Genomic DNA, 22,239 nt, shown 5'->3' with positions numbered 1-22,239 from the left:
CGTCGTGCGTACCGAAAGGTGCGCTGTTTTTTATATTTCGGGCTTACAAAACATATAATACAAATTATTACAGCTAATTACATAAAAAACGGAAAGCCATTCAAAGGGGAGATTTTTTGAATAAAAGGATAAATGTTTGGATTGGTACCTTGATATTGGTTGTTGTCGGATTCTTTGTTGTCTCTTATTTCTATAAAGAATATAAAATAAAATCACCATTGGATTCAGAATTCATGTCAGACATTTTAATTGCTGATATAGAACCTGAAAAAGCGATTGATGGAATTGATCATATTGTAATTTATTCTTTTGAAAATCATAAAACCTACTCGCTTAAAGATGAAGAAATAAAAATAATACTAAAAGAGCTAAAAGGAATAAAAATTAAACGGAAAAATATATTTTTTGAAACAATAGATAATCACTATGCAGTTTCCTTTGGTGGTACAACTAAAATAAAATCTTTTAATATATTTATTTCAAATGAAAATAGTGTAAAGTTTGATTTTGAACGTAATGTATTCAATATTGTAGAGGGTTCTTTTTTAAATTCTTTAACTAATATTATAGAAAAGACTGCAAAAAAGGGCGAATAGGTAATCAAACGCCTTGTTTGCAGTCTTATGAAATACTTTCTATCACCTTATTAATTACATGATAGTGTTCTAGTTGTTACTCTTTGTCTTTCTGCTTTTCATCTTTTTTGGATTTCTGTTTTTCAGCCTTTTCATTTTTCTTTTCTTCGGCTTTTTCTTTAGCTTTTTCAGCCTCTTCCGCTGCTTTTTCCTTTGCTTTTTCAGCTTCTTCTATTGCTTTTTCTTTTGCTTTTTTAGTTTCTTCTGCTGCTTTTTCTTTTGCTTTTTTAGTCTCTTCTGCTGCTTTCTCTTTTGCTTTTTTAGCTTCTTCTGCTGCTTTTTCTTTTACTTTTTTAGTTTCTTCTACTGCTTTTTCTTTTGCCTTTTCAGTTTCTTCCTCTACTTTTTCTATTTCCTCTTCAACTGCTTCATTTAGTTTATCAACAACTTCTGAAGTTTTATTTTCATCTAATAGGTAACCGTTCGCTTCAAGTTTTGCTAATTCTTTATTTACTTTGTTTTCAAGGCGAATTTTAGCTTTTTCAACATTTTTAGCTAGTGCTTCTTTTGCTTTTGGATTTTGCACTTTATCAAGTGCAGTTTGAAGTGCTAAAAGATTGGAAGAGAATTTCGCTTCAAGTGCTGCTCGTGCAGATTCAATTGAAGTTACTCCATCATCTTCAGTTGAATCAGTTTCTTCATTTCCTTCTTCTTCAACAGCATCTATAGTTCCATCTTCCGTTTCTTCGTTAGCTTCTTCATCTTCTGATATTGCTTCTTCATACTTCTCAAGTGCTAATTCTTGTTCAGCTAAAGCTTCTTCTAAAAGCTGATTTGCTAATTCTTCATTTCCTTCTGCAAGTAAATTTTCTGCTTCAGCGATTTTATCTTGTGCAGCACTTATTAACTTAGCTGCTTCAATCACATCGTCATTTTCAATAGCAATTTTAATATTTTCTAACGCATTTTTTAAGAAGTCTGTAATGCTCATTGGCTCGTTTGCAGCTTCATTTTCTAATGCTTCATCTGTTGAATTTTCCTCAGAATCGACAGTAGTTGTTTCCTCAGTTACAGCTTCTTCAGTTGTTACTTCTTCTAAAGTTGGTTGATCAACAGTTTGTTCTGATTCAAGAACTGTTTTTGTAGATTCTGTAGCTACCTCTTCTACATTCTCAACTTGTGTTTCCTCAGTTGTTGGTTCTTCATTGGCAAATGCTTGTCCAGAACCAAAAGCAACTGTTGCAGCCATAAAACTTGTTGTGACAATCGTATATATTTTTTTACTCATAGAAAAATCCCTCCGTATGTTTTTGGAAGAATCATGAATCTACTCTATGTACACTTAAGTATATTCGGATTCTCCATTTGGTAGGCCAGCCATCATAGTCTCCCTTAGACCCGTACCTTTGCGTCTCCACCTTTCGACAGATTTGCCTTTTTCAAATGAGGAACCAATTTTCATTCTCATTTTCATCTTTAATATATTACGAAATATGCTAAAATTCTATGATTAATATTTACCAAAAAAATAGATTGAGCATGTTTAGAAAGTAGTTATTTTAATAGAATAAAATAGTTTAATTTGCCCTATGTTTATTTTGAAAACTCATAAGAAAAGGAAGCCAAAATCGGGAGTTTAGCTTCCTTTACTTTTTATTCTGCTTGTTTAATCAATTCAAAATAATCATCATCCAAAATCGTTTGATTGTAAAAGTGTGAGTTTTTACTAAGTTCAGCATCCACATAATTTAAACCAAACTGTTCAACTAATGTTCGTTCAGCTGAAAATAGATTTGTTCCAAGACCTAAGCGATTCCCCTCAACTTCCACACCCATACTAGCTAATATAGTTGGATACATATCTAAAGAGGAAAATAATCTGTTTTTCGCATTAATTGGTTCTGCTACAGAATTTATAAATGTATTATAGATGGTCCGGTTATATTCAGGATCAATTTTCCCATCATAATAAGCAGGGTCTTGCATACTTAAATGATCACCTAATAAAACGATCGTCGTGTTTTCATAAAATTCCTGTTCTTTTATCCAAGAAATAAAATCATTTACTTGCTTTGAAGAAAGGGCATGAACATTTTCGTATTGTGTTTCATATTGTTGATCTGCTATTTCTTCTAAATAGCCATCAGGGAAATGAGTATTTACTGTTAATAGTGTAAAATTGAAAGGCTCTTCATCAGCTGCTAACTCTACTACTTCATTTTTTGCCCAAGTAAATAAATCTGTATCATCAAAGCCCCACCAAACTTTATCTTCTTCAGTCATTTTCCCCTCTTCGATAGCTGAATAATAATCATAAATTTCATAATCTCCATGGTTTTTAAAATAATTTGTACGTCCACCAAAGTTAGCATCTGAACCGACCATTAGTTTCAGATTGTATCCTTCCTTTTTCAATATATCTCCTAAAGTGTATGCTCCTTCAAGGAAGTTATCGGACGTTGTATAACTATTTCGTTCAATAGGGATTTTTAATGGAATACCAGATGTTGTTGCTACCATTGCGGCTACCGTCCAGCCTGTATTACTTACTGGATATGCACCACCAATTTTATCCGAATCAGAGAAATTCAAATTTTCTAACGCTAAATTTTTAAGCTCAGGAATTACGGTATAATTCCAGCCGCCACCACTCTCTTTATCTATAAATGTGTTTTCCATTGATTCTAAATAAATTACGATTAAATTACGCTTTTCTTCCGGAAAGGTGATTGCTATGTTTCGTCCATCCACATAATGTTCTTCAATAAACGTTGAATTCTCAAACGTTCGTTTAATATATTGGTCAGCACCTAGTAAGAAAAATCCCATTACAATAGATAATAAAACCATCATTCCTGAATAAAGAAATCGAAAACGATTTGTCTTTGGAAGAAATGTAAACCGCACATTCTTTTTTAATACTCGAAATTCAATTGTTTTATTGATATAAAAGGATAGTAGAATTGGAACGAACAGAACGAGCATTACAATACTAAACCTTACTACATTTTCACTAATCCAATAGCCAAGTAACCCTTCTGAGGTACCATTTGCACCATTTGTTATATAATATAGAATTTCATCGATTACGTATTTTTCATTTATGTACTTTGAAACTGTATAGATTAAACCTGCTAGTAATAATAGTAGACTGATAATACTACTAACAAAAAACTTTTTCTTACTCATTACATTAACTCCATTTCCCATTCATACTAAAAACTAAAATATTGGAAATATTATGCCTCCTCTTGTTGATTTATCCTAATTTCCATATTATTTCTACTTACGTATATTAATAAACGTTAAAAACAAAAAAAACGTTTCCCTTATTAAAGGAAAACGTTTCATTTTTAGCGTCTTCTCCTTCCTAATAGAAACATAATGATCCCTATTAAGACTACACCAGCAATCCAGATCCAAGTAGGAATACCATTATCCTCCTTAGCAACAGTTACCTCTGTTTGCTGTTGTTCCACGAAGTCATCAACATCTTCTTTACGAATTTGCAGCTCTCTTACTTCAGTAAAGTCATTTCCCTGTACATGTCCATTTATACGGATAGTATAGTTGCCATCCTCTAACATTTCATATCCCCATTGGATTGGAAATCTTATTTTTGACATTGGTGCCATTTTAAAGGGCTCAAAGCCACCATTAAATAATTCCTCACCTTTATCATTGTGTACTGAATAGGTTCCAGATATATCTTCCTGAATTTTTTGGGCATGATTTTCCATTTCAATATACACTTGTGCGTTTTCTCCATAAATTCCAGCATCTCCAATTTGGAAATCTGTATCTACTGTGTTTGGCAAGTTTAATTGGACAGCCATAGCAATGACCATTTCTGTGTTAATAGTAAAATTAGCAGTTCCCTCTTCAACTTCTTGTTTTTGTTGCATTGTATCACCTTGGGCTGCTATCAATACACCACCTAGTAATGTCTCACCATCAGCTTCTGGTACTGTAATTTCAATTGGTACTGTCTCTGAACCTTGCGGAGGTAGTGTTACGGTATCTTGAACCGTAATATTTTCTTTTATATGGATACCGTTTTCTATCAATTCTGTATCCAGTGAATCAATCACGTCCTTATACATAATGCCACCTGTTGCATTCGTGTAGGCATAGGCTGAAGCTAAACTTACATTTATTTCTTCATTTTTGTTGTTAGTAATCTTGATTTCAATTGTTTGTTGATCACCTGGATTTACATTTAGATTAAAATAACCAATTGTCGATGAATTATGATTTTCAGGATAGATAGGTTCAACAGTTATTGGCATATCAACATCTTGCGCTTTTACAAATACAGTATTTGAATAAAATAATACAAATAAGAACAAGTAAAGTAATGTGAAATAATGTTTTATATTCAAAGCTGAGTCACCTCATTTGGTTCTTTACCGTATAGGTTTTCCATAAATGATTAAACTAATATGACAAATCAAAAAAATTTCTTGACTAAGTGCTTTTATAGTTTAAATGTATCCGTTTTTGCGTAAAAAAAGAGGCTATCCTATAATGGATAACCTCTTGATGATATTTTTATTATTATATTAATTATGGTCCAGTTGGGAATGTTACAGTAACCGTTGTAGTATAGCTACCCGCTTTAACGTCTCTTGGTAATAAGTTTAATGTTAATGTATTTGCATCAACAATGTATGATCCCATACCTTCATTTGAACCAGCTGATAAAATTACTAATCCATTCTCGTTGTCGATTTTACCACCAGTTGTTGTAATTAACTGAGCATCACTTGATCCTGAGCCTTCTACTTCTGAAATTGAAGGTGCAGCAATTTCAAGTGAGTTTTGTGGTAAAACATTTCCATTCGAACTATCAGTAAATTGAGTTGCTTGCATCCAAACACTCCAGCCATCACCAGTTCCTCTTGGATCTTTCACTGTAAATGAACCTACTTGTGCGTTAGTTGATTGTGCTAAACCATTTAATGTTATTTCGTCAAAGTTTCCAATTGTAGGTTGAGTCATATCTAATTGATCACCTTTAATAACAGTTGTTGAATCTGCTGCCATCGCTGCATTTCCACCAATGATTGATGCACCTAAAATACCTACTGTTGAAACTGTTGCAAGAAATTTCTTCATATATAAAAGCCCCCTAGTTGTTTTTTTATATTATTATAGAAAGCTGAAGATTTGCATTTTTAATCTACAAAATAAGTAGATTTGAATTTCAACTCTAGAAGAGTATCATTCTTCATCCTTCAGCAACCCAGCCACCTTAGCAAAAGCCTTAGGTCTGTGGCTTTGCGTCTTCGTCTTTCAACAAATTTGCCTTTTTCGGAATGCGAACGATTTAGTTACTCTATCTCTCTCGTAATTTGTCGTTCATCACTCACTAAAGTTATATTAATATAAAATAATATAAATGAATAGGTTTAAATTTTGGTAATAAAACCACAGATTATTAATAGATTTATACTCTCTTCTATTATGTTGATATATTTAAAATCAATTAATTGCAATATAATTTTTGATGTACGTAGAGTATTTTAAGAATTGCTTAGTAACAAATAATAAACCTATAAAAGAAAACACCCCTATCGTATTAGATAAAATCTAATCGTTAGAGGTGTTTTTACTTTATTTATATAAATTTGGGGGAAGTTAACTAATATCTTTCTGCATACCTTTAATTCCGTAAATTTGTATAGCATTGATAATTACAGCTATTACAATAATCGAACCTTTTACAACAAGCTGCATATATGATGATACACCCATTAATACCATCCCATTACTTAGTATTGCTATGAACAAAGCACCTATAAATGTACCAATTACAGATCCTTTTCCACCAGCTAAACTTGTTCCACCAATAATTACAGCGGCAATTACATCTAATTCCCAACCATTAGCAACAGTTGGATTTCCTGACATTAGCCTAGATGATAGGATAACACCTGCTAAAGCTGCAAACATACCTGTAATTACAAAAACCGTTGTTTTAACCTTTGCTACATTTACACCCGATAGTTGTGCTGCTTTTATATTACTACCGACAGAATAAACATAACGTCCAAATGGTGTTTTAGCTAATATAAAGTAAAACAAAATGTATAACACAATCATTAAAATTACGACAAACGGTATTGGCCCAATCAAACCACTACCTATAAATGAAAAACTTGTTGGAAATGGTGCAAGTGGAAACCCACCAGTTATTAAATATGCTACACCTCTCCATACAGAAAGCCAGCCTAAACTCGTAATAAATGAGGGTATACCATAGCGATTTCTTAAAAAGCCAATTGTCCAACCACTAATTCCCCCCATAATAATTGTCAGTATGATTGCAACCCAAATATTCACTCCCATGACAATAGATAAATAGCCTAAAACTGCACTACTTGCCGCAACTAATGAACCTACTGAAAGGTCAATTTCTGCAGTTATAATAACCATTGTCATACCTATCGCAATGATTGCAATCATTGACATCTGTCTAAATACATCAATAAAATTTGAAGTGGTTAAAAAATTAGGTGCAATTATTGAGAAAACAATAATTAATAGAATCAAAACACCTGTCAAACCAAGAATATTCTGATTTCGCTTGAAGAAATCAAATAGTTTGCTTGTTTCCTTCGTATTCACTACGATCGCTTGTTGTTCCATTTCGACCCTCCATTATAGCTGTAGTCAATTCATTTACTGACAGATTATCATTTTCAATTTCGTTAACGATTTGACCCTTCTCTAAAATTAAAATTCTATCAGTAATTTGAACCAATTCTTCTAAATCTGAGGAGACAATTAATACTGCAATTCCCTTTTCTACAATTCCCTCCAACAAATCATAAATTTGCCCTTTTGCTCCTACATCGATTCCACGTGTAGGCTCATCTAATAGTAAAACTTTTAGATTCTCTAAAACTAACCATCTACCAAGAATGGCTTTTTGTTGATTTCCTCCACTAAAATATTCAATATCCTTCTCTGGTAAATTAGGAAAGAAACCTGTTTGTTTGATTGCCATACTTGTATAATTTTCTTCTAAATTAGATTTTAAAAATACCTTATTTGAAATTTGATTCATGATAGAAATAACAATATTTTCTTTCACACTTCGACCTTGTAAAATACCCTCACTTTTTCTATCTTCAGTTACAAATCCTACACCTTGCTTAATCATCGTTTTTTGCTTAGGATTGGTAAATATCTTTCCATCGATTTCGATTTCTCCCTGTTGCAATGTTTCATATCCAAAAATCGCCTTCATAATCTCGGTTCTGCCAGATCCCATCTGCCCTGTAATACCTAGTATTTCTCCAGCGCATAAATCAAATGAAATATTGGTAATATCCTTTGTATGTACATTTCGTAAGGATAGTACTTTTTTAGAATTTTTTGAGCTCCAACTTTTCTTTTTATGTGCTTTATTACTAGTACCTAGCATTAAGTCAACCATTTCACTTATCGTTTTTTCTCCTACTTTAAACGTACCTACGTTTTTTCCATCTCTAAAAACACTTATTCTATCACATATATTCGATAACTCATTTAAGCGATGCGTAATATAGATAATACCTACGCCACTTTCTTTAAGTCGTCTTACTATCTCAAACAGTTTTTCAGTTTCTTTTGCATTTAATGCAGATGTAGGTTCATCTAATATTAAGATTTTTGCTTCTAATGATATCGCTTTACATATCTCAACAATTTGTTGCTCTCCAACTGGTAAGTTTTCGATTAAGGTTTTAGGATTTATTTTAACTCCTACTCTTTCTAATAACTTCCTAGACTGTTCATGCATATCGTCATAATTAATGGTTTTAAGTAATTTTGATTTTAGTGGATATCTACCAGCGAAAATATTTTCTGAAACGCTCAAATGGTTAAATAAACTAAATTCTTGATATACAATCGATATACCTAAATCTTTTGCCATTTGTGTTGATTCAATTTTAGTTGGAGATCCTTCGATAAGGATCTCCCCTGAATCAGCTTGATATGCACCTGAAATCATTTTTACTAATGTAGATTTACCAGCTCCGTTTGAGCCTAAAATGGCATGTACTTCTCCCGGAAGTAACGTGAAATCAATTTCCTTTAACACGTGGACAGGACCAAAACTTTTACAGATTTTCTTCATTTCTAGTAAAGTATCAGGCATATCATCACCTAATTCCCTATAAGTTTTTATATTTCTCAATATATTCCTTGATCTTGCTTTCATCTTCTTTTGTAAAGAAGTCTAAATCTACAATAATCTCATTACTAACAGTTTCACCTTTTAATGCTTGAACTGCAGCTTTTACAGATTCATAACCAATTTTTTCTGGATCTTGTGTTGATACAGCTTGGTATGGACTAGAAGGGTCTAATAATGTATTAGCTGTTTGTAAGTCCATATCTGTTCCGAAGAATTTAATTTTGTCTTGAAGCCCTTTCGATATAATACCTTGTACTACACCGTGAGTTGTACCACCATTTGCTGCCCACATAATATCCATATCTGGATTCGCTTGAATCATTGTTTCTGCTACGGACATACCCTCTTCTGGACCATTTGCATCTTGCTGACTCACAATTTCAATACCAGGTACTTTTTCTATCTCCGATAAGAAACCTTCTGCACGATCAATTCCAACCTCAAACATTGATAATGTAACCATTCCGATTTTAGCTTTTCCGCCAAGTTCATTTTCCACATACTCAGCAACTTTCCGTCCTGCCTGAGCCCCTAACTCAAAGTTATCGATACCAACAAAGTATTCCATTACACTTTCGTCAACGTTTGTATTGTAATTTACTACAAGCACATCTGCGTCTTGAGCACGTTTAATAGCCTGTACTGATGATGACGAATCAATTGCTGATACTAGTACTGCATCCATTCCTTGAGAGATGTACGTATCAAACAAACTAGACTCCGTTGCTAAATCAAGATTTGAGTTACCAATTTTCAAGTCAACATTAAACTCCTCGGCCGCTTGCTCCATTCCATACTGAATTTGCTTAAACCATTCAACATCCGATTGCATCAATATTCCTGCAATTTGATACCTTTCTTCATCTCCAGAACCACTTGAAACTGGAGTTGTTTCTTCATTTGAACTACATGCACCCAATAATAAAGCACTTAATAATACAGCACCACCAAAAATAGACTTGAATTTTCTCATTATTATTGTCCCCTTTACAATAAATTAATTAATTTCTTCTAAATACACAGGTCGATTTTCTTTCATTGACTGATAGGAAGCATAAACCATTTGAAGCGTTTTCAAATTATCTTCTGCACTATTTTCTGGCTGTGAGTCATTTAAAATGGCATTCATTAGCTCTCCCATAGTTCCAATAAATGCATCAGGAAACCATTTTCCCTCCAGCTTAGGATTAATCCACGTTCCTTTTTGTAAAATATTTGAAGTAAACGTTAATGAATCCTCTCTTCCAATTGGGTAATTATAGAGCGCACCATTCTCTCCTTTAATTACACCTTCTGTTCCTTCAAATCTATATACTGCATACCAATCATCTTGCGTGAATTGATTGTTATGGGTATCGTAAATTAATCCTCGAACTTCACCTGGAAACTTCATATGAATCATTGTTCGAGTTTCACCTTTTACGTTTTGTCCTGGGAACCTCGCACCGTCAGCATAAATATATTCTGGAGTTCCATATAAAAAGCGAATTGAATCCATATAGTGAATGCTGTGATACATAATTTCTAACGTATCTATTTCTTTTAAGAACGGCCAATTTTCAAATTGAGTTAGTACATTTACTTGTATTGAAGCACTTACTAACTCTCCTATCCATCCCCTTGATATAATATCCGACGCTGCTCGAATTGATGGTGCCCAACGCATCTGTTGATTTACGGCAATTTTGACATTATATTTTTTCCCTATATCAACAATTTTTTTTGCGTTTTCAAATGTATCTGCTAATGGCTTTTGGCACAATATATGTTTCTTGGCTTTTGCTGCTAATTCAACAACTGACAATTGCATTTCAGCAGTTAAAGCGATATCTACTATATCTACTTCCGGATGATTCACAAGTTCTTCAATTGAATCTAGAACGTATGGAATATCGAATTTTTCTGCTAGCTCTTCTGCCCTAGATCGTGTCCGGTTGTAAATTGCAACAACTTTAAACCCTGCCTTTTGATATGCAGGTAAGTGTGCTTCACGTACTATTTCACCTGCTCCTACAATACCTATCCGCAACGATTTATCTTCTGGAATAGGTGGTTTATAACTCAAAATATCCATTACCTTCAATCCTCCCTTAATTACTCTAAATAAAATAATTCTTCCATTTCAGACCACCATTCACCTGGTTTTCGGTTTTCATATGGACTTTGAAGGGGCTTACATACATCCCACCATTTTTGAGTCATTGGATCTTGAGCCATGGCTTCCATATCTGCCTCATAGTCATTGCCTGTATATTCAAAGTAGCTAAATAACTGTCCATTTAAGTAATAAATTGAGTAATTTTGAATGTTACATTTTTTAATTGTTGCTAATACATCGGGCCAAACAGCTTTATGTAACTCTTTATATTTCTCATAATTATCAGTAGATAATTGAATTACACTTGCAACTCTTTTCATAACGTATCCTCCAAATTGTAAAAACTTATAGCTGTTTTATACCAAATATCAGCCTTTTGTTCTTCTGTATAGTTGGATAAACATTCGTTTGTTGCGTCAACAACTCTTTTATAAGTACCCGCCAGATTTAAAACAGGCCAATCACTTCCGAACATCAGACGATTTGTACCAAATTGTTCTATTGCGATATTAATATAAGGTTTAAGATCCTCAGCACTCCAATCTGCACTAGCTGCAGTGTTTAATCCAGATATTTTAGCGAACACATTTGGATTTAAGGATAGCTCTTTCATTAAGGATTGCCATGGTTCGAATCGTTTTTGTGCAATTTCCGGTTTTGCTAAATGGTTTACTACCATTTTTAAAGATGGGATTTTCTCTGAAACTATAATGGCTTGTTTTAAATGTATTGGTTCAACAGCTACTACATCAAAAGGAATATTTGCATCTGCCAATACTTGAAGCCCTTCTAGTGTATCTTGATGTGTTAACCATGTCGGATCTGATTCATTATGAATCAAATGTCTCATGCCTTTAAAATAAGAATTTTGTTTATAGTGCTCTATACTTGAATGTAGAAGAGCTTTATCCTTTAAAGGTAGCCAACCGACAACACCTGCTACCCAGTCATAGGAATCAGCAATCTCAAGCATATAATTAGTGTCTTCGAAGCTATCAAAGGCTTGTACAATGATAGTTTTATCAACACCGACAGTAGGCAAAATTTGAGCCAACTCCTCAGGACCTATATTTCGGTAAATTTCTTTTTCATTTGGCGTTGGCCATTTATATGGCACTCTTTGAAAATCCCAAAAATGTTGATGAGTATCAATTTTCATATTTTCACCTCGTTTAATGCATTTCGTAGCCACCACATACATTAAGAGCCTGTCCATTTACATATTCGCTTAGCGGAGAACTTAAAAATAGTGCGGTTTTTGCTACATCTTCAGGTGATCCTAAACGATTCAGCTTCACCCTTTGCAAAAATGTATCACGTGGATCTTCTCCTTCAAGAACCTTTCTTCTTTCATAAATTTCGTCCATCATTGGAGTTGTTATTACTCCTGGACAAATTGCATTCGATCGAATATTATACTTTCCAAAGGCTTCAGCACTTGACTTCGTTAAACTAATAACAGCGGCTTTGCTTGCTGCATAATGTGGTGCTAATGGACGCCCACTTCTACCAGCAATTGAAGACATATTAATAATTGATCCTGCAATTTGATTTTCCATCATATAAGTAGCCGCAAATTGTGTTAAAAAAAACATACCCTTTAAATTAATGTTCATGACTTGATCCCATTCTTCTTCCGTTACTTCAAGAAATGGCGTCGTACGCATTATTCCAGCGTTATTAACTAAAATATCTAATCGCCCGAAGCTTTGAATTGTCTGTTCAACAATACTTTGGCAATTTTTGCGATTATTAATATTAGCAACAATAGAGAGAACTTTATTTCCAAAACTCTCTTGCAATCTATTACAGGTAGCATCAATTTCAGGATTTATATCTACAATCATGCATGAACATCCTGCTTCTAATAGAAGTGTTGCAATATCTAACCCAATCCCCTGATGTGCACCTGTAATAATGGCTACTTTATTTTGCAAATCTATCGTGTACATCTGTTCACCTCATCTAGAATAAATGCCATGTGTTTTTTTCTAAAATTGTTTCAAATGTATTCATAAACATTGCTCCATCAGCTCCATCGATTAATCGATGATCGAAGCTTGCCGTAACATTCATCCTTTTTTTAACTTTAACCTCACCTTGATCTAAATAAAGATAATCATCCATTTTACCAACAGCAATAATTCCACTTTCAGGCGGATTAATAATAGCTGTAAAGTGATCTACATTAAACGTACCAAGTGAAGAAATTGTGAAAGTAGCTCCATTCATCTCTTCCACAGACAATTGTCCATTCTGTGCTTTTTTTATAAGTTCTTGTCGCTCTTTTGCAATATCAATTAGCGATTTATTTTCCACATTTTTAATAACGGGAACTAATAACCCTTGGCTAGTAGCAACAGCAAGACCTATATTTATACCAGTATTTTCTTGAATATAATGGCCGTCTTCCTTAACGATATAGTAATTGTTAAACATTGGATGTTTTTCGATACTTTGTGCAATTGCTTTTATTAAAAAATCGTTCATGGAAATTTTTATATTTCCGCTACTTAGTAGATTCATCTTCTTTCTATCTTCTTCTATATATTCAACCTGAATATTTTTTGATATCGTAAATTGCGGGATCATCATTGCACTATTTGTTAAGTTCGTCGCAATGACTTTTCTAATTCCCGTTACTCGTGTTAGCTTTCCTGTAGTTGGTTGTGCTAGTTCTTCCTCTTTTTCTTCTTCGAGCTTACGATATACGTCTCGTAATACAATGCGTCCAAAAGGTCCACTAGCAGTTATACTTTTTAAATCAATTTGATTTAAAGTGGCTAGTTTTCTTGCTGCTGGAGAAATACGAATTAATGTCTCTTCTTTTGAGTGTTTTTTCTCAATCGGTTCTGTTGATTGCAGGTCTTTTTTTATCTGCATTTTTGGCGTATCCAATTGGCTACCTTGATCAGTTAATTCGATGTTTTCATCAACTTGATCTACTATCATTCCAATTACCGTTCCAACTGGTACTGTCTCTCCATCATGAACTATTATTTTTCCTAAATATCCATCCGTATTAGCTTCAACTTCAGATACTGCTTTATCTGTTTGAACTTCTAAGAGAATATCTCCCTTTTTAATAGGAGCCCCTTTCTCCGCTAACCAACTTACAATCGTTCCTTCTTCCATATTCAAACTCATTTTAGGTAAGATGATTTCGGTTGTTGCCATGGTTACACCCCTTTAACTATGAATTTCCTGACCATTAACTGCTAAAGCAGCTTCATTAAATATTTCACTTACTGTTGGATGAGGATGAATTGTAAAACCAATTTCCATTGATGTGGCTTCTACTAATAAAGCCAAGCTCGCTTCACTAATAAGCTCTGTTGCCTTATCGCCTATGATGTGTACACCGAGAATTCGATCCGTTTTTTCGTCTACTACTACTTTAATAAAACCATCTGTTTCACCAGTTATGACGGATTTACCATTTCCACTTAACTGAAATCTTCCCACTTTTACGTTATAGTCTTTTTTAGCTTCCTCTTCTGTCAATCCAATAGACGAAACCTCTGGGTAACTATAAATACATTTAGGGACATAAAATTCATCATATTTAACTTCTTTATTTCCAAGAATACGTTCAATTACTATCTCCGCTTGATGTGATGCAGCGTGTGCTAATTGAATATTTCCTGATGCATCGCCTATTACATAAAGTCCTTTTTGTGTAGTTTCAAGATGCTCATTTACCTCTAGTTGATCTTTATTCAAATCCATCTGTTCAAGTAACAAATCACCGTTAAAGCGCTTTCTTCCAATAGCCACTAATACATATTGAGCAGACTCTTCATTAGCTATGCCGTCTTTTGTTGTAGTAAATCGTACATTTTCTGCTGATTCTACAAAGCTATTAAAATCTACTTCATATCCCATTTTAAAATTGACACCATTTTTAATAAGCTTTTCCTTCAGCTTATTTGAAATATCTCGATCGATCGTAGGTAGTATATATTGCTCTTTTTCTATGATTGAAACAGGAATTCCAAGCTGACTAAAAAATGTTGCAAACTCAATACCGATAACACCCGAGCCAATAATAGCAATCGATGTTGGTAACTCTTTCAGCTCTAATAATTGGTCACTAGATAAAACTTTTTCAAATACCTCATTGACTTTATTAGGCACAAAAGGAACGCTTCCTGTAGCCATAATGATTTCTTTAGCTGAAATAGTCGTCTTCTTAGAAAGGACATCAAAAAATTCTTTTTTTACAATCGAATCTACCTTTTCCGGGAAAAAATCAATTTTATTTTTTTGAACTAAATATTGAAGACCGGTAAATAATTGAGAAATAGTTTGATTCTTATAACTTAAAAATTGCTCCCAATTTAATTCCTCAATGTTTGGTCTTTGAAAATGAGAAAAGCCCATTTTTTTCAATTTCTGAATATCTTGATATTTGTTAGATAATTGTAAAAAGGTTTTTGTTGGAATACACCCCTCATGTAGACAAGTTCCTCCAATTTTCCCTTTTTCAAATAAAGCTACTTTTAATCCATTTTTAGCAGCTTTAATAGCCGCTGTATAACCACCTATTCCTCCACCAATTATTGCTATATCATACACAATGTTCACCTCTTATTTTGGAGCCTGGACAAGTTCTAATGTAATATTATCTGGATCGTAGAAATAAACAGTGTAACCACCTTTATTTCTGCCCTCTACAATTTTTACAACATCAGATTTGAATTCAACGCCAGCAGTTTTTAGTTTTTGAACCAAAGTAAAAATATCATCTACTTCAAATGCAAAATGAGCACTTCTTGTATGAGCAGTACCTACTGGCACATACTCACCTTTGGGATGAACATACTCAACCAATTCCAGTACATGCCCTGCTGCACCCATTGGCTTATTCGAAATACCGAACATCGCAACCTTTAAATGAGCATTCGGATAACCTACTAAATTTGCAGTATATTCATTGTGTTGAATTTGTTCATGTATAAGTGTTAAACCTAAAATATCCCTGTAAAAAGCGATGGATTTTTCAATATTGGAAACGGTAAAACTTGTATGCCAAATATCCCTAATCATTAGCTACCTACTTTCGTATATAAAACTTCTTCAACTGCTTCAATAATTCGTTTTTCATTTGGCAACACTTCTTTTTCCAGTGCTAAATTATAAGGTATCGGTACATGTAAAGAACCTACACGTTTAATAGGTGCATCTAAGTAGTCGAATGCGGCTTCTTGTACAATAGAACTTAATTCACTACCCCAACCAAAATTTTCTGCTGCCTCATGAACAATTACTAATCTATTTGTTTTCTTTACTGATTCAATTACAGTAGCTGTATCCATTGGTACTAGTGTACGAATATCAATTAATTCGGCATTGATTCCCTGTTCTTTCAAACCCTCTACAACTTTTTCGCAAACTTGGACTGAACGAGAAATTGATACGATTGTTACGTCTGATCCTTCTGTAACAACATTTGCTTGACCAAATGGAATCGTATACTCTTCTTCAGGAACTACCCCTTTTGTGTTATAAAGTAATTTATTTTCAATAAACATAACTGGGCAATTATCTCGAATAGCTGTTTTTAACAATCCCTTCGCATCATAAGGATTAGATGGTACAACAACTTTAATTCCAGGTATGTGTGCAAAAATGGTCTCTAGACTTTGTGAATGTTGAGCCCCATTTCCTCTACCACCACCGCCTTGAGTTCTAAAAACAATTGGTACTTTCGTTTGTCCACCTGACATATAAGCCATTTTTGCACCCTGATTTAATATTTGATCTAGTGCTACAAATGTAAAATCTATCCACATAAACTCAACAATTGGCTTAAGACCTGTCATTGCAGCTCCTATACCAGCACCTGCAAAAGCTGCTTCTGAAATAGGCGTGTCAATAATACGTTCCTTACCAAACTTATCAATTAATCCTTTGGTTACGTTAAAAACGCCACCATATTCTCCAATATCTTCTCCTAGAACAATGATTTTATCGTTTGAGGACATTTCTTCATAAATAGCTTCATTTAATGCTTCAGCATACGTAATAATACGATTATTAGTAGACATCTGTATAAACCTCCTCAAAACCTGGCTGTTCGGATTTTTTTGCTCGTTCAAAAGCATCATCAATTAAAATCTTTACGGATTCCTCAATTTCATCAAGCTTTTCTTCGGACAATATATTAGACTCTAGCATTCTTCTTTTAAATTGTTTCAAAGGTTCTTTATCGATCCAACTGTTTACTTCCTCTTTAGTTCGATAGATTTCTGTATCACCAAACATATGCCCTAATAATCTATATGTTTTCGCCTCTATGAATACAGGACCGTCGCCATTTCTAGCAAACTCGATTGCTAATTTAGCAACTTTACGAACAGCAAAAACATCATTTCCATCTACAACATAAGAAGGAATGCGATAAGCTAAACCTCGTTCTGCTAAATGCTCATTTAATACTGAATCTTTTATAGGCGTCATTTCGGAATATAAATTATTTTCACAAATAAAGATGACTGGTAATTTCATAATAGCTGCTAAGTTCATAGCTTCATGGAATACTCCTTGGTTTGTTGCACCATCGCCGAAATATGTTATAGCGACTTGACCTTTGTTCATAGATTTGGCAGTTATAGCCGCACCAACAGCAATTGGAATTCCACCTGCAACAATTCCATTTGCACCTAACATGCCAAGATCGCTATTTGCAATATGCATCGGTCCTCCCTTTCCCTTACAATAGCCATCTACTCGTCCAAACATTTCTGCGAATAACTTAAATGGGTCTGCTCCTTTTGCTAATGCATGACCACGACCACGATAAGTTGTTGTCATATAATCTGATTCATTAATAAATTCCCCAATACCAGTAGCTACTGCTTCTTGTCCTATATAAGGATGCAGAGATCCTCCTAGAAGTCCTTGCTTGTATGCTTCAATACTTTTTTCCTCAAAGTATCGGATTTCTGATAATTTTGACCAAATAGACTCTGCTTGTTGTTGTGTAACATTGTAATCTGCTACCTCTGTTTCAATAAATTTAATATCCAAAGTATCCATATCCTTTCTGACTATTCAGTCTTTTTTGAAGCTAACTTTCCAGCATGTGCAAATGTGCCTTCTCTTAATTCCAAAATCTCAATACGAACATCATCTGGTTTCACATCTAATGAATTAACTAATGCATTTGTTACTTGCTCAACCATCTTTTGCTTCTTTTCAATAGAACGACCTTCCATAATTTTAATTTTTACATATGGCATACTTTTCCTCCGAGTCTAGGACGTTTTGAGTAAACTGTTTACAAAGACCTAAATAATTCATAGGATTTAATATTTCATCAACTTTATCCTTTGATAGAATTTTGTTCACTTGATCTTCAAGCATAATTTCCTGACTTAGACTTGTGTTATTTTCATATGAACGCATACATGCTTTATAAACAACTTCATGTGCTGTTTGTTTACCTATAAATGTAGATAATTCAAACATTAACTTTTCACTTAAAATCAACCCCTTCGTAATATCGATATTTTCTCGCATTTGATTTTCATAGACTCGTAGATTTTCAATGATATTTGTCATGTCATATAGCATTTTGCTAATATAAATACTCATTTCTGGCATGACTTCTAGTTCAACTAACCATAAGCCCATATCTCTTTCATGTTCTTGTACTAAAGAATCATGAATTAATGGTACTTGCATACGAACAAGTCTTGAAAGACCTACGATATATTCACAAACCATTGGATTTCGTTTATGCGGCATAGTACTACTTCCAATTTTCCCATCCTGAAAACCTTCTTCTATCTCACGCAATTCAGTTCGTTGTAAATTTATTATTTCATTTGCAATCTTGCCTATTGCTCCTGCTATAAGAGAATAGGTATTGGCAAGTTCAGCTATATTATCCCTGTTAGTATGCCATGTAATAATTGGGACATTTAAATCCAATTCCTTTATTAAAGCTTCTCGTAACATCATGGCATCCGGCCCTAAAGAAGCTAACGTACCTGCCGCACCTGAAAATTGACCAATAAAAACACGGTCTTCTATTTCCTTTAGCCTTGTATAGTTTCTTTTCATCTCAGCTAACCAACACGCCATTTTATAACCTAGAGTTATAGGTAATGCATGCTGTCCATGTGTCCTTCCAGCCATAATAGTGTCTGAATACTTCCTAGTAGATATCGTTAAGACCTCTATAAATTTTTCCGTTTGATCGACAATCACTTCATACGCTTCTTTTAATTGTAAGATAAAGGCAGTATCAATCACGTCTTGTGTAGTCGCACCATAATGAATATATTCACCATAGTTTTCTTCACATAGGTTTTGATATTGCTTAATAAACGGAACGAGTGGATGGCTTGTAAACACAATATCCTTACAAATTTCCTGAAGATTAAAGTGTTCTATTTTTCCTTTTCGTTGTATTTCATCACTCGCTTCTTTAGGAATAACTCCGTATTGTGCTTCTATTTTTGCTAGCGCTTTTTCAAAATCAATCCACTTTTGAACCATGCTTTGATCCGTAAAAATTGAACGTATTTTATCCGTACCATATAAGTCTTTATATACTTCTGAATCAATCATGTGCGACTTCAACATTAACAACCCCTGTGCTATTTTTTTCAGAAACCTCAAATTCTTCTAATATAATATGTGAATTTTTTATTGTCTTTTTTTTCATTAATGAAAACAATAATTCTGTAGACTGAATCCCCATTTCTTTCAAATCAACCCTAACTGTTGTTAATGTTGGCTCAAATACCTCGCAAATCGGAGTATGATGGAACCCTATTACAGATATATCTTTGGGAACATTTAGCCCACTATTTTTTATTGCTGCAATTGCACCAAAAGCAATCCGAACATTTACCGCAAATACAGCAGAAATATCTAATCCTTTATTAAGTAGTTCTTTCATCGCGTAATATCCACTTTTTTCTGTAAACTCAGATTTAACAACGATATTTGGATTGATATCAATGCCATGCATTTCTAGTGCATTTCTATATCCTTTAAAGCGTCTATTGCTTGTATCCATATCATTTATAGATGTAATAATGGCAATTTGGTTATGCCCCTTTTTAATCAAAGTTTCTACAGCTGCTTTTGCAGCATTTTCATCATCTGCAGCAACGAATGCTTTTGCATTTTTGTTCATTCGATTAATGAGGACATAAGGAATATTAAAAGCATTAAAGTTCAGTATATCTTCATCTGTTAATATATTTGAGGCAATAAGTATACCGTCCGCTCTTCCCTCAAAAACCAAATTTACAAATGATTCACTAGTTTGATTAGAATCACTTAGTACAGTTAAATGATATCCATACTTTTGTACAGTTTCTTCTACGCCAGAAATGATTTCGTTATATACAAAATTTGTGAAGTCAGGAATGATAAGCGCGATTACCTTTGATTTGCCTAGCTTTAAACTTCTTGCTACTGCATTAGGCTTATAATTCAATTTTTCAACGGCATTTAAAATACGTTCTTGTGTTGTCATAGGAATATTTAAAGTTTTATCTTTATTTAAAAATCTAGATACCGTTGTTATACCTACTCCAGCTTCTTTTGCTACATCTTTTAGAGTAACCATCCATATCCTCCATAAAAAATAGTGTATCGTTTTAGTACAACGTTTCAGTGTATCGTTTCAGTAAAACGTTTTACTAATTTCCCATAGAATACCACATCATTTTGTGGACATCAATATTTTTTCTAAAAAAAAACACATTTTAACTGCTTTAAATTGTTTTTTTGTATTAACAAAGGGGGGCAAAGGCAACAACATAAATAAAAAACTCCAACTATTTCTAGCTAGAGCTTAAATCGATATTAAAAAGCCTTCTTCAATTATTCCTTCAAAATATCACTTAAAAATGCTTGTGCTATGCATTGGCTGAACTCGGGATTTTGGGTCTGTATAATTTTTTGCGTAATTGACTGCAATAGGTGCCTCGCCTAATCCTACTGCGATTAGCTTTACTTTCCCTTCATATGTCACAATATCACCAGCAGCATATACCCCTTCAATATTTGTTTCCATTTTACGATTGACGATGATTGAATTTTTCTCCATTTCAAGTCCCCAATTTTTTATTGGACCAAGAGATGTAACATTGCCATAATTCACAATGACATGATCCACTTCTAAAACTTCTTCTGAACTATCTTTTGATACAATAACTACTTTTTCAATCCGTTCATTATTTCCTATTAATTCCTTTACTGCATAGGGAATTTTCACATCCACATTGGAATTATTTAATTTATCTACACTATCCTCATGTGCTCTAAATTCTGCTCTTCTATGACATAGGGTTACTGTTTGCGCAATATCCTCTAACATTAAAGACCAATCTAGTGCAGAATCTCCTCCACCACAAACTAATACCTTTGAATCTTTAAAATCCTGTAAATTCTTCACAGAGTAATGCAAGTTTTTTCCTTCGTAAAACGGTGCATTTTCAAGATTTAATTTTCTTGGTTCAAAGGCACCTATTCCACCTGTTATTAAAATAGTTTTCGAATAATGCGTTCCCTTATTGGTTGTCAGCATAAAAACTTCATCTGTTTTCTCAAGCTCCAAAACAGTTTCTGATAAACATATTTCTGGATTTGCGTATTTTGCTTGATTCACAAGATTATCGATAAAGTCGCTCCCTAAAATTTTGGGAAACCCTCCAACATCATAAATATATTTATCCGGGTAAAGCTCTGTAACCTGTCCACCTAATTGCTCTAAGCTATCAATAATTTTAACACTCATATTACGCATTCCTGCATAAAAAGTCGCAAATAATCCTGTAGGGCCAGCACCTATAATCGTGATATCAAATACTTTTTGATTTTCCATATTTTCTCCTTCATACTTTTAATATCTATTTATCAAAAATAGGTAAAATTCAACATTAACTTATTTCAAAAACTCTTACACTTATCTACTTCAACAAGGCATCGAAAAAGACCTTTCATTTATTTCATTCAATATGTTCTCCAATCTTCATGCTATTTATTAAGGTTTACATTGCTTACATATAACTTATTGCAACTAACAAAGTATAACTAGTATATGCTTCCTTACATTAGAACATCTTATTAATACATATGATTACTCAGGAGGAATTGATTATGAAAAGTGCCTTCAGTCGTTTGGATGAATTGTTTGGAGATACATTACAAATTCTTGACCATATGAAAGTAGATTCTGAATATCAAGAAAAACTAGACCATATAATTAAAGTATTAAAAGAACAAAAATTGAAGGTTGGAGAATTATCAAATTACATAGATGATAAGATGATTACTGCATCATCTACTATGAAATCAAACTGTAAGCCCGTAATCAAATAACGCATATAAAACACCTGGCACCTCCGGTA

The 22,239-nt window shown here is 33.5% G+C and carries 22 protein-coding genes and 2 riboswitches; of the genes, 2 read left to right on the top strand and 20 right to left on the bottom strand.

Features of this window, described 5'->3' with window-relative positions:
* The first annotated feature begins 116 nt into the window (after nucleotides 1–116).
* On the top strand, nucleotides 117–596 hold the full coding sequence (locus CD30_RS16280; RefSeq protein ID WP_036179187.1) for a hypothetical protein: 480 nt from the start codon (nucleotides 117–119) through the stop codon (nucleotides 594–596).
* A 76-nt stretch (nucleotides 597–672) separates the two neighbouring features.
* On the opposite strand, the gene CD30_RS20195 is transcribed toward CD30_RS16280, so the two are convergent.
* The 20 genes from CD30_RS20195 to CD30_RS16180 all read right to left on the bottom strand — a co-directional run bounded on the left by CD30_RS20195 (nucleotide 673) and on the right by CD30_RS16180 (nucleotide 21,713).
* Nucleotides 673–1,863: a DUF5667 domain-containing protein gene (locus CD30_RS20195; RefSeq protein ID WP_052126280.1), complete on the bottom strand. Its 1,191-nt coding sequence runs from the start codon at nucleotides 1,861–1,863 to the stop codon at nucleotides 673–675.
* Between the two features lie 76 nt (nucleotides 1,864–1,939).
* Nucleotides 1,940–2,020, bottom strand: a riboswitch (cyclic di-GMP riboswitch).
* A 208-nt stretch (nucleotides 2,021–2,228) separates the two neighbouring features.
* Nucleotides 2,229–3,764, bottom strand: coding sequence for an LTA synthase family protein (locus CD30_RS16270; protein ID WP_170215864.1), 1,536 nt, complete (start codon nucleotides 3,762–3,764; stop codon nucleotides 2,229–2,231).
* Nucleotides 3,765–3,928: 164 nt separating this feature from the next.
* Complete coding sequence (locus tag CD30_RS16265; RefSeq protein ID WP_052126278.1) at nucleotides 3,929–4,957, bottom strand: DUF916 domain-containing protein; 1,029 nt, start codon at nucleotides 4,955–4,957, stop codon at nucleotides 3,929–3,931.
* A gap of 184 nt (nucleotides 4,958–5,141) precedes the next feature.
* Nucleotides 5,142–5,693, bottom strand: coding sequence for a WxL domain-containing protein (locus CD30_RS16260; protein WP_052126277.1), 552 nt, complete (start codon nucleotides 5,691–5,693; stop codon nucleotides 5,142–5,144).
* 118 nt (nucleotides 5,694–5,811) lie between these two features.
* A riboswitch (cyclic di-GMP riboswitch) is annotated at nucleotides 5,812–5,894 on the bottom strand.
* Nucleotides 5,895–6,215: 321 nt separating this feature from the next.
* Nucleotides 6,216–7,226, bottom strand: a complete 1,011-nt coding sequence (locus tag CD30_RS16255; protein WP_052126276.1) for an ABC transporter permease — start codon at nucleotides 7,224–7,226, stop codon at nucleotides 6,216–6,218.
* Nucleotides 7,174–8,724 (bottom strand): sugar ABC transporter ATP-binding protein, encoded by a 1,551-nt coding sequence (locus tag CD30_RS16250; protein WP_170215862.1) that lies wholly within the window; start codon nucleotides 8,722–8,724, stop codon nucleotides 7,174–7,176. Before CD30_RS16250 ends, CD30_RS16255 begins: the two co-directional genes overlap by 53 nt.
* Nucleotides 8,725–8,740: 16 nt before the next feature.
* The gene (locus tag CD30_RS16245) at nucleotides 8,741–9,736 is read right to left on the bottom strand and encodes a sugar ABC transporter substrate-binding protein (RefSeq protein ID WP_036179184.1); all 996 of its coding nucleotides are present in this window, start codon (nucleotides 9,734–9,736) and stop codon (nucleotides 8,741–8,743) included.
* A 24-nt stretch (nucleotides 9,737–9,760) separates the two neighbouring features.
* A complete protein-coding gene (locus CD30_RS16240; protein WP_036179181.1) occupies nucleotides 9,761–10,837 on the bottom strand; it encodes a Gfo/Idh/MocA family protein in 1,077 nt (358 codons plus the stop codon).
* Nucleotides 10,838–10,857: 20 nt separating this feature from the next.
* Nucleotides 10,858–11,181: an L-rhamnose mutarotase gene (locus CD30_RS16235; protein ID WP_036179178.1), complete on the bottom strand. Its 324-nt coding sequence runs from the start codon at nucleotides 11,179–11,181 to the stop codon at nucleotides 10,858–10,860.
* Nucleotides 11,178–12,020 (bottom strand): amidohydrolase family protein, encoded by an 843-nt coding sequence (locus tag CD30_RS16230; protein ID WP_036179176.1) that lies wholly within the window; start codon nucleotides 12,018–12,020, stop codon nucleotides 11,178–11,180. Before CD30_RS16230 ends, CD30_RS16235 begins: the two co-directional genes overlap by 4 nt.
* Before the next feature lie 13 nt (nucleotides 12,021–12,033).
* Nucleotides 12,034–12,813, bottom strand: coding sequence for an SDR family NAD(P)-dependent oxidoreductase (locus CD30_RS16225; protein ID WP_036179173.1), 780 nt, complete (start codon nucleotides 12,811–12,813; stop codon nucleotides 12,034–12,036).
* A 13-nt stretch (nucleotides 12,814–12,826) separates the two neighbouring features.
* Entirely contained in the window at nucleotides 12,827–14,038 is a 1,212-nt protein-coding gene (locus tag CD30_RS16220; RefSeq protein WP_036179170.1) for a dihydrolipoamide acetyltransferase family protein, read from the bottom strand.
* Between the two features lie 12 nt (nucleotides 14,039–14,050).
* A complete protein-coding gene (lpdA, locus tag CD30_RS16215; RefSeq protein ID WP_052126274.1) occupies nucleotides 14,051–15,439 on the bottom strand; it encodes a dihydrolipoyl dehydrogenase in 1,389 nt (462 codons plus the stop codon).
* Between the two features lie 12 nt (nucleotides 15,440–15,451).
* Entirely contained in the window at nucleotides 15,452–15,910 is a 459-nt protein-coding gene (locus CD30_RS16210) for a VOC family protein (protein ID WP_036179164.1), read from the bottom strand.
* Nucleotides 15,910–16,911 carry an alpha-ketoacid dehydrogenase subunit beta gene (locus CD30_RS16205; RefSeq protein WP_036179161.1) on the bottom strand — a complete coding sequence of 334 codons (1,002 nt, stop codon included), beginning with the start codon at nucleotides 16,909–16,911 and terminating at the stop codon, nucleotides 15,910–15,912. Before CD30_RS16205 ends, CD30_RS16210 begins: the two co-directional genes overlap by 1 nt.
* Entirely contained in the window at nucleotides 16,901–17,893 is a 993-nt protein-coding gene (locus CD30_RS16200) for a thiamine pyrophosphate-dependent dehydrogenase E1 component subunit alpha (RefSeq protein ID WP_211254636.1), read from the bottom strand. The genes CD30_RS16205 and CD30_RS16200 overlap by 11 nt, the downstream gene beginning before the upstream one ends.
* 20 nt (nucleotides 17,894–17,913) lie before the next feature.
* Nucleotides 17,914–18,105, bottom strand: a complete 192-nt coding sequence (locus tag CD30_RS16195; protein ID WP_036179158.1) for a tautomerase family protein — start codon at nucleotides 18,103–18,105, stop codon at nucleotides 17,914–17,916.
* Entirely contained in the window at nucleotides 18,086–19,456 is a 1,371-nt protein-coding gene (gene purB / locus CD30_RS16190) for an adenylosuccinate lyase (RefSeq protein ID WP_084078002.1), read from the bottom strand. Before purB ends, CD30_RS16195 begins: the two co-directional genes overlap by 20 nt.
* On the bottom strand, nucleotides 19,434–20,453 hold the full coding sequence (locus CD30_RS16185) for a LacI family DNA-binding transcriptional regulator (protein ID WP_036179154.1): 1,020 nt from the start codon (nucleotides 20,451–20,453) through the stop codon (nucleotides 19,434–19,436). Before CD30_RS16185 ends, purB begins: the two co-directional genes overlap by 23 nt.
* A 273-nt stretch (nucleotides 20,454–20,726) precedes the next feature.
* Nucleotides 20,727–21,713 carry an NAD(P)/FAD-dependent oxidoreductase gene (locus CD30_RS16180; protein ID WP_036179151.1) on the bottom strand — a complete coding sequence of 329 codons (987 nt, stop codon included), beginning with the start codon at nucleotides 21,711–21,713 and terminating at the stop codon, nucleotides 20,727–20,729.
* A gap of 275 nt (nucleotides 21,714–21,988) precedes the next feature.
* Here CD30_RS16180 and CD30_RS16175 point away from each other — a divergent pair, with 275 nt between their 5' ends.
* A complete protein-coding gene (locus tag CD30_RS16175; protein ID WP_052126271.1) occupies nucleotides 21,989–22,210 on the top strand; it encodes a hypothetical protein in 222 nt (73 codons plus the stop codon).
* Nucleotides 22,211–22,239: the final 29 nt, after the last annotated feature.

Origin of the sequence: Ureibacillus massiliensis 4400831 = CIP 108448 = CCUG 49529, assembly GCF_000772965.1 — a bacterium.
Taxonomy (GTDB): domain Bacteria; phylum Bacillota; class Bacilli; order Bacillales_A; family Planococcaceae; genus Ureibacillus; species Ureibacillus massiliensis.
The sequence above is the reverse complement of the archived record's forward strand: the minus strand, read 5'-3'. Positions and strand labels throughout refer to the sequence as shown.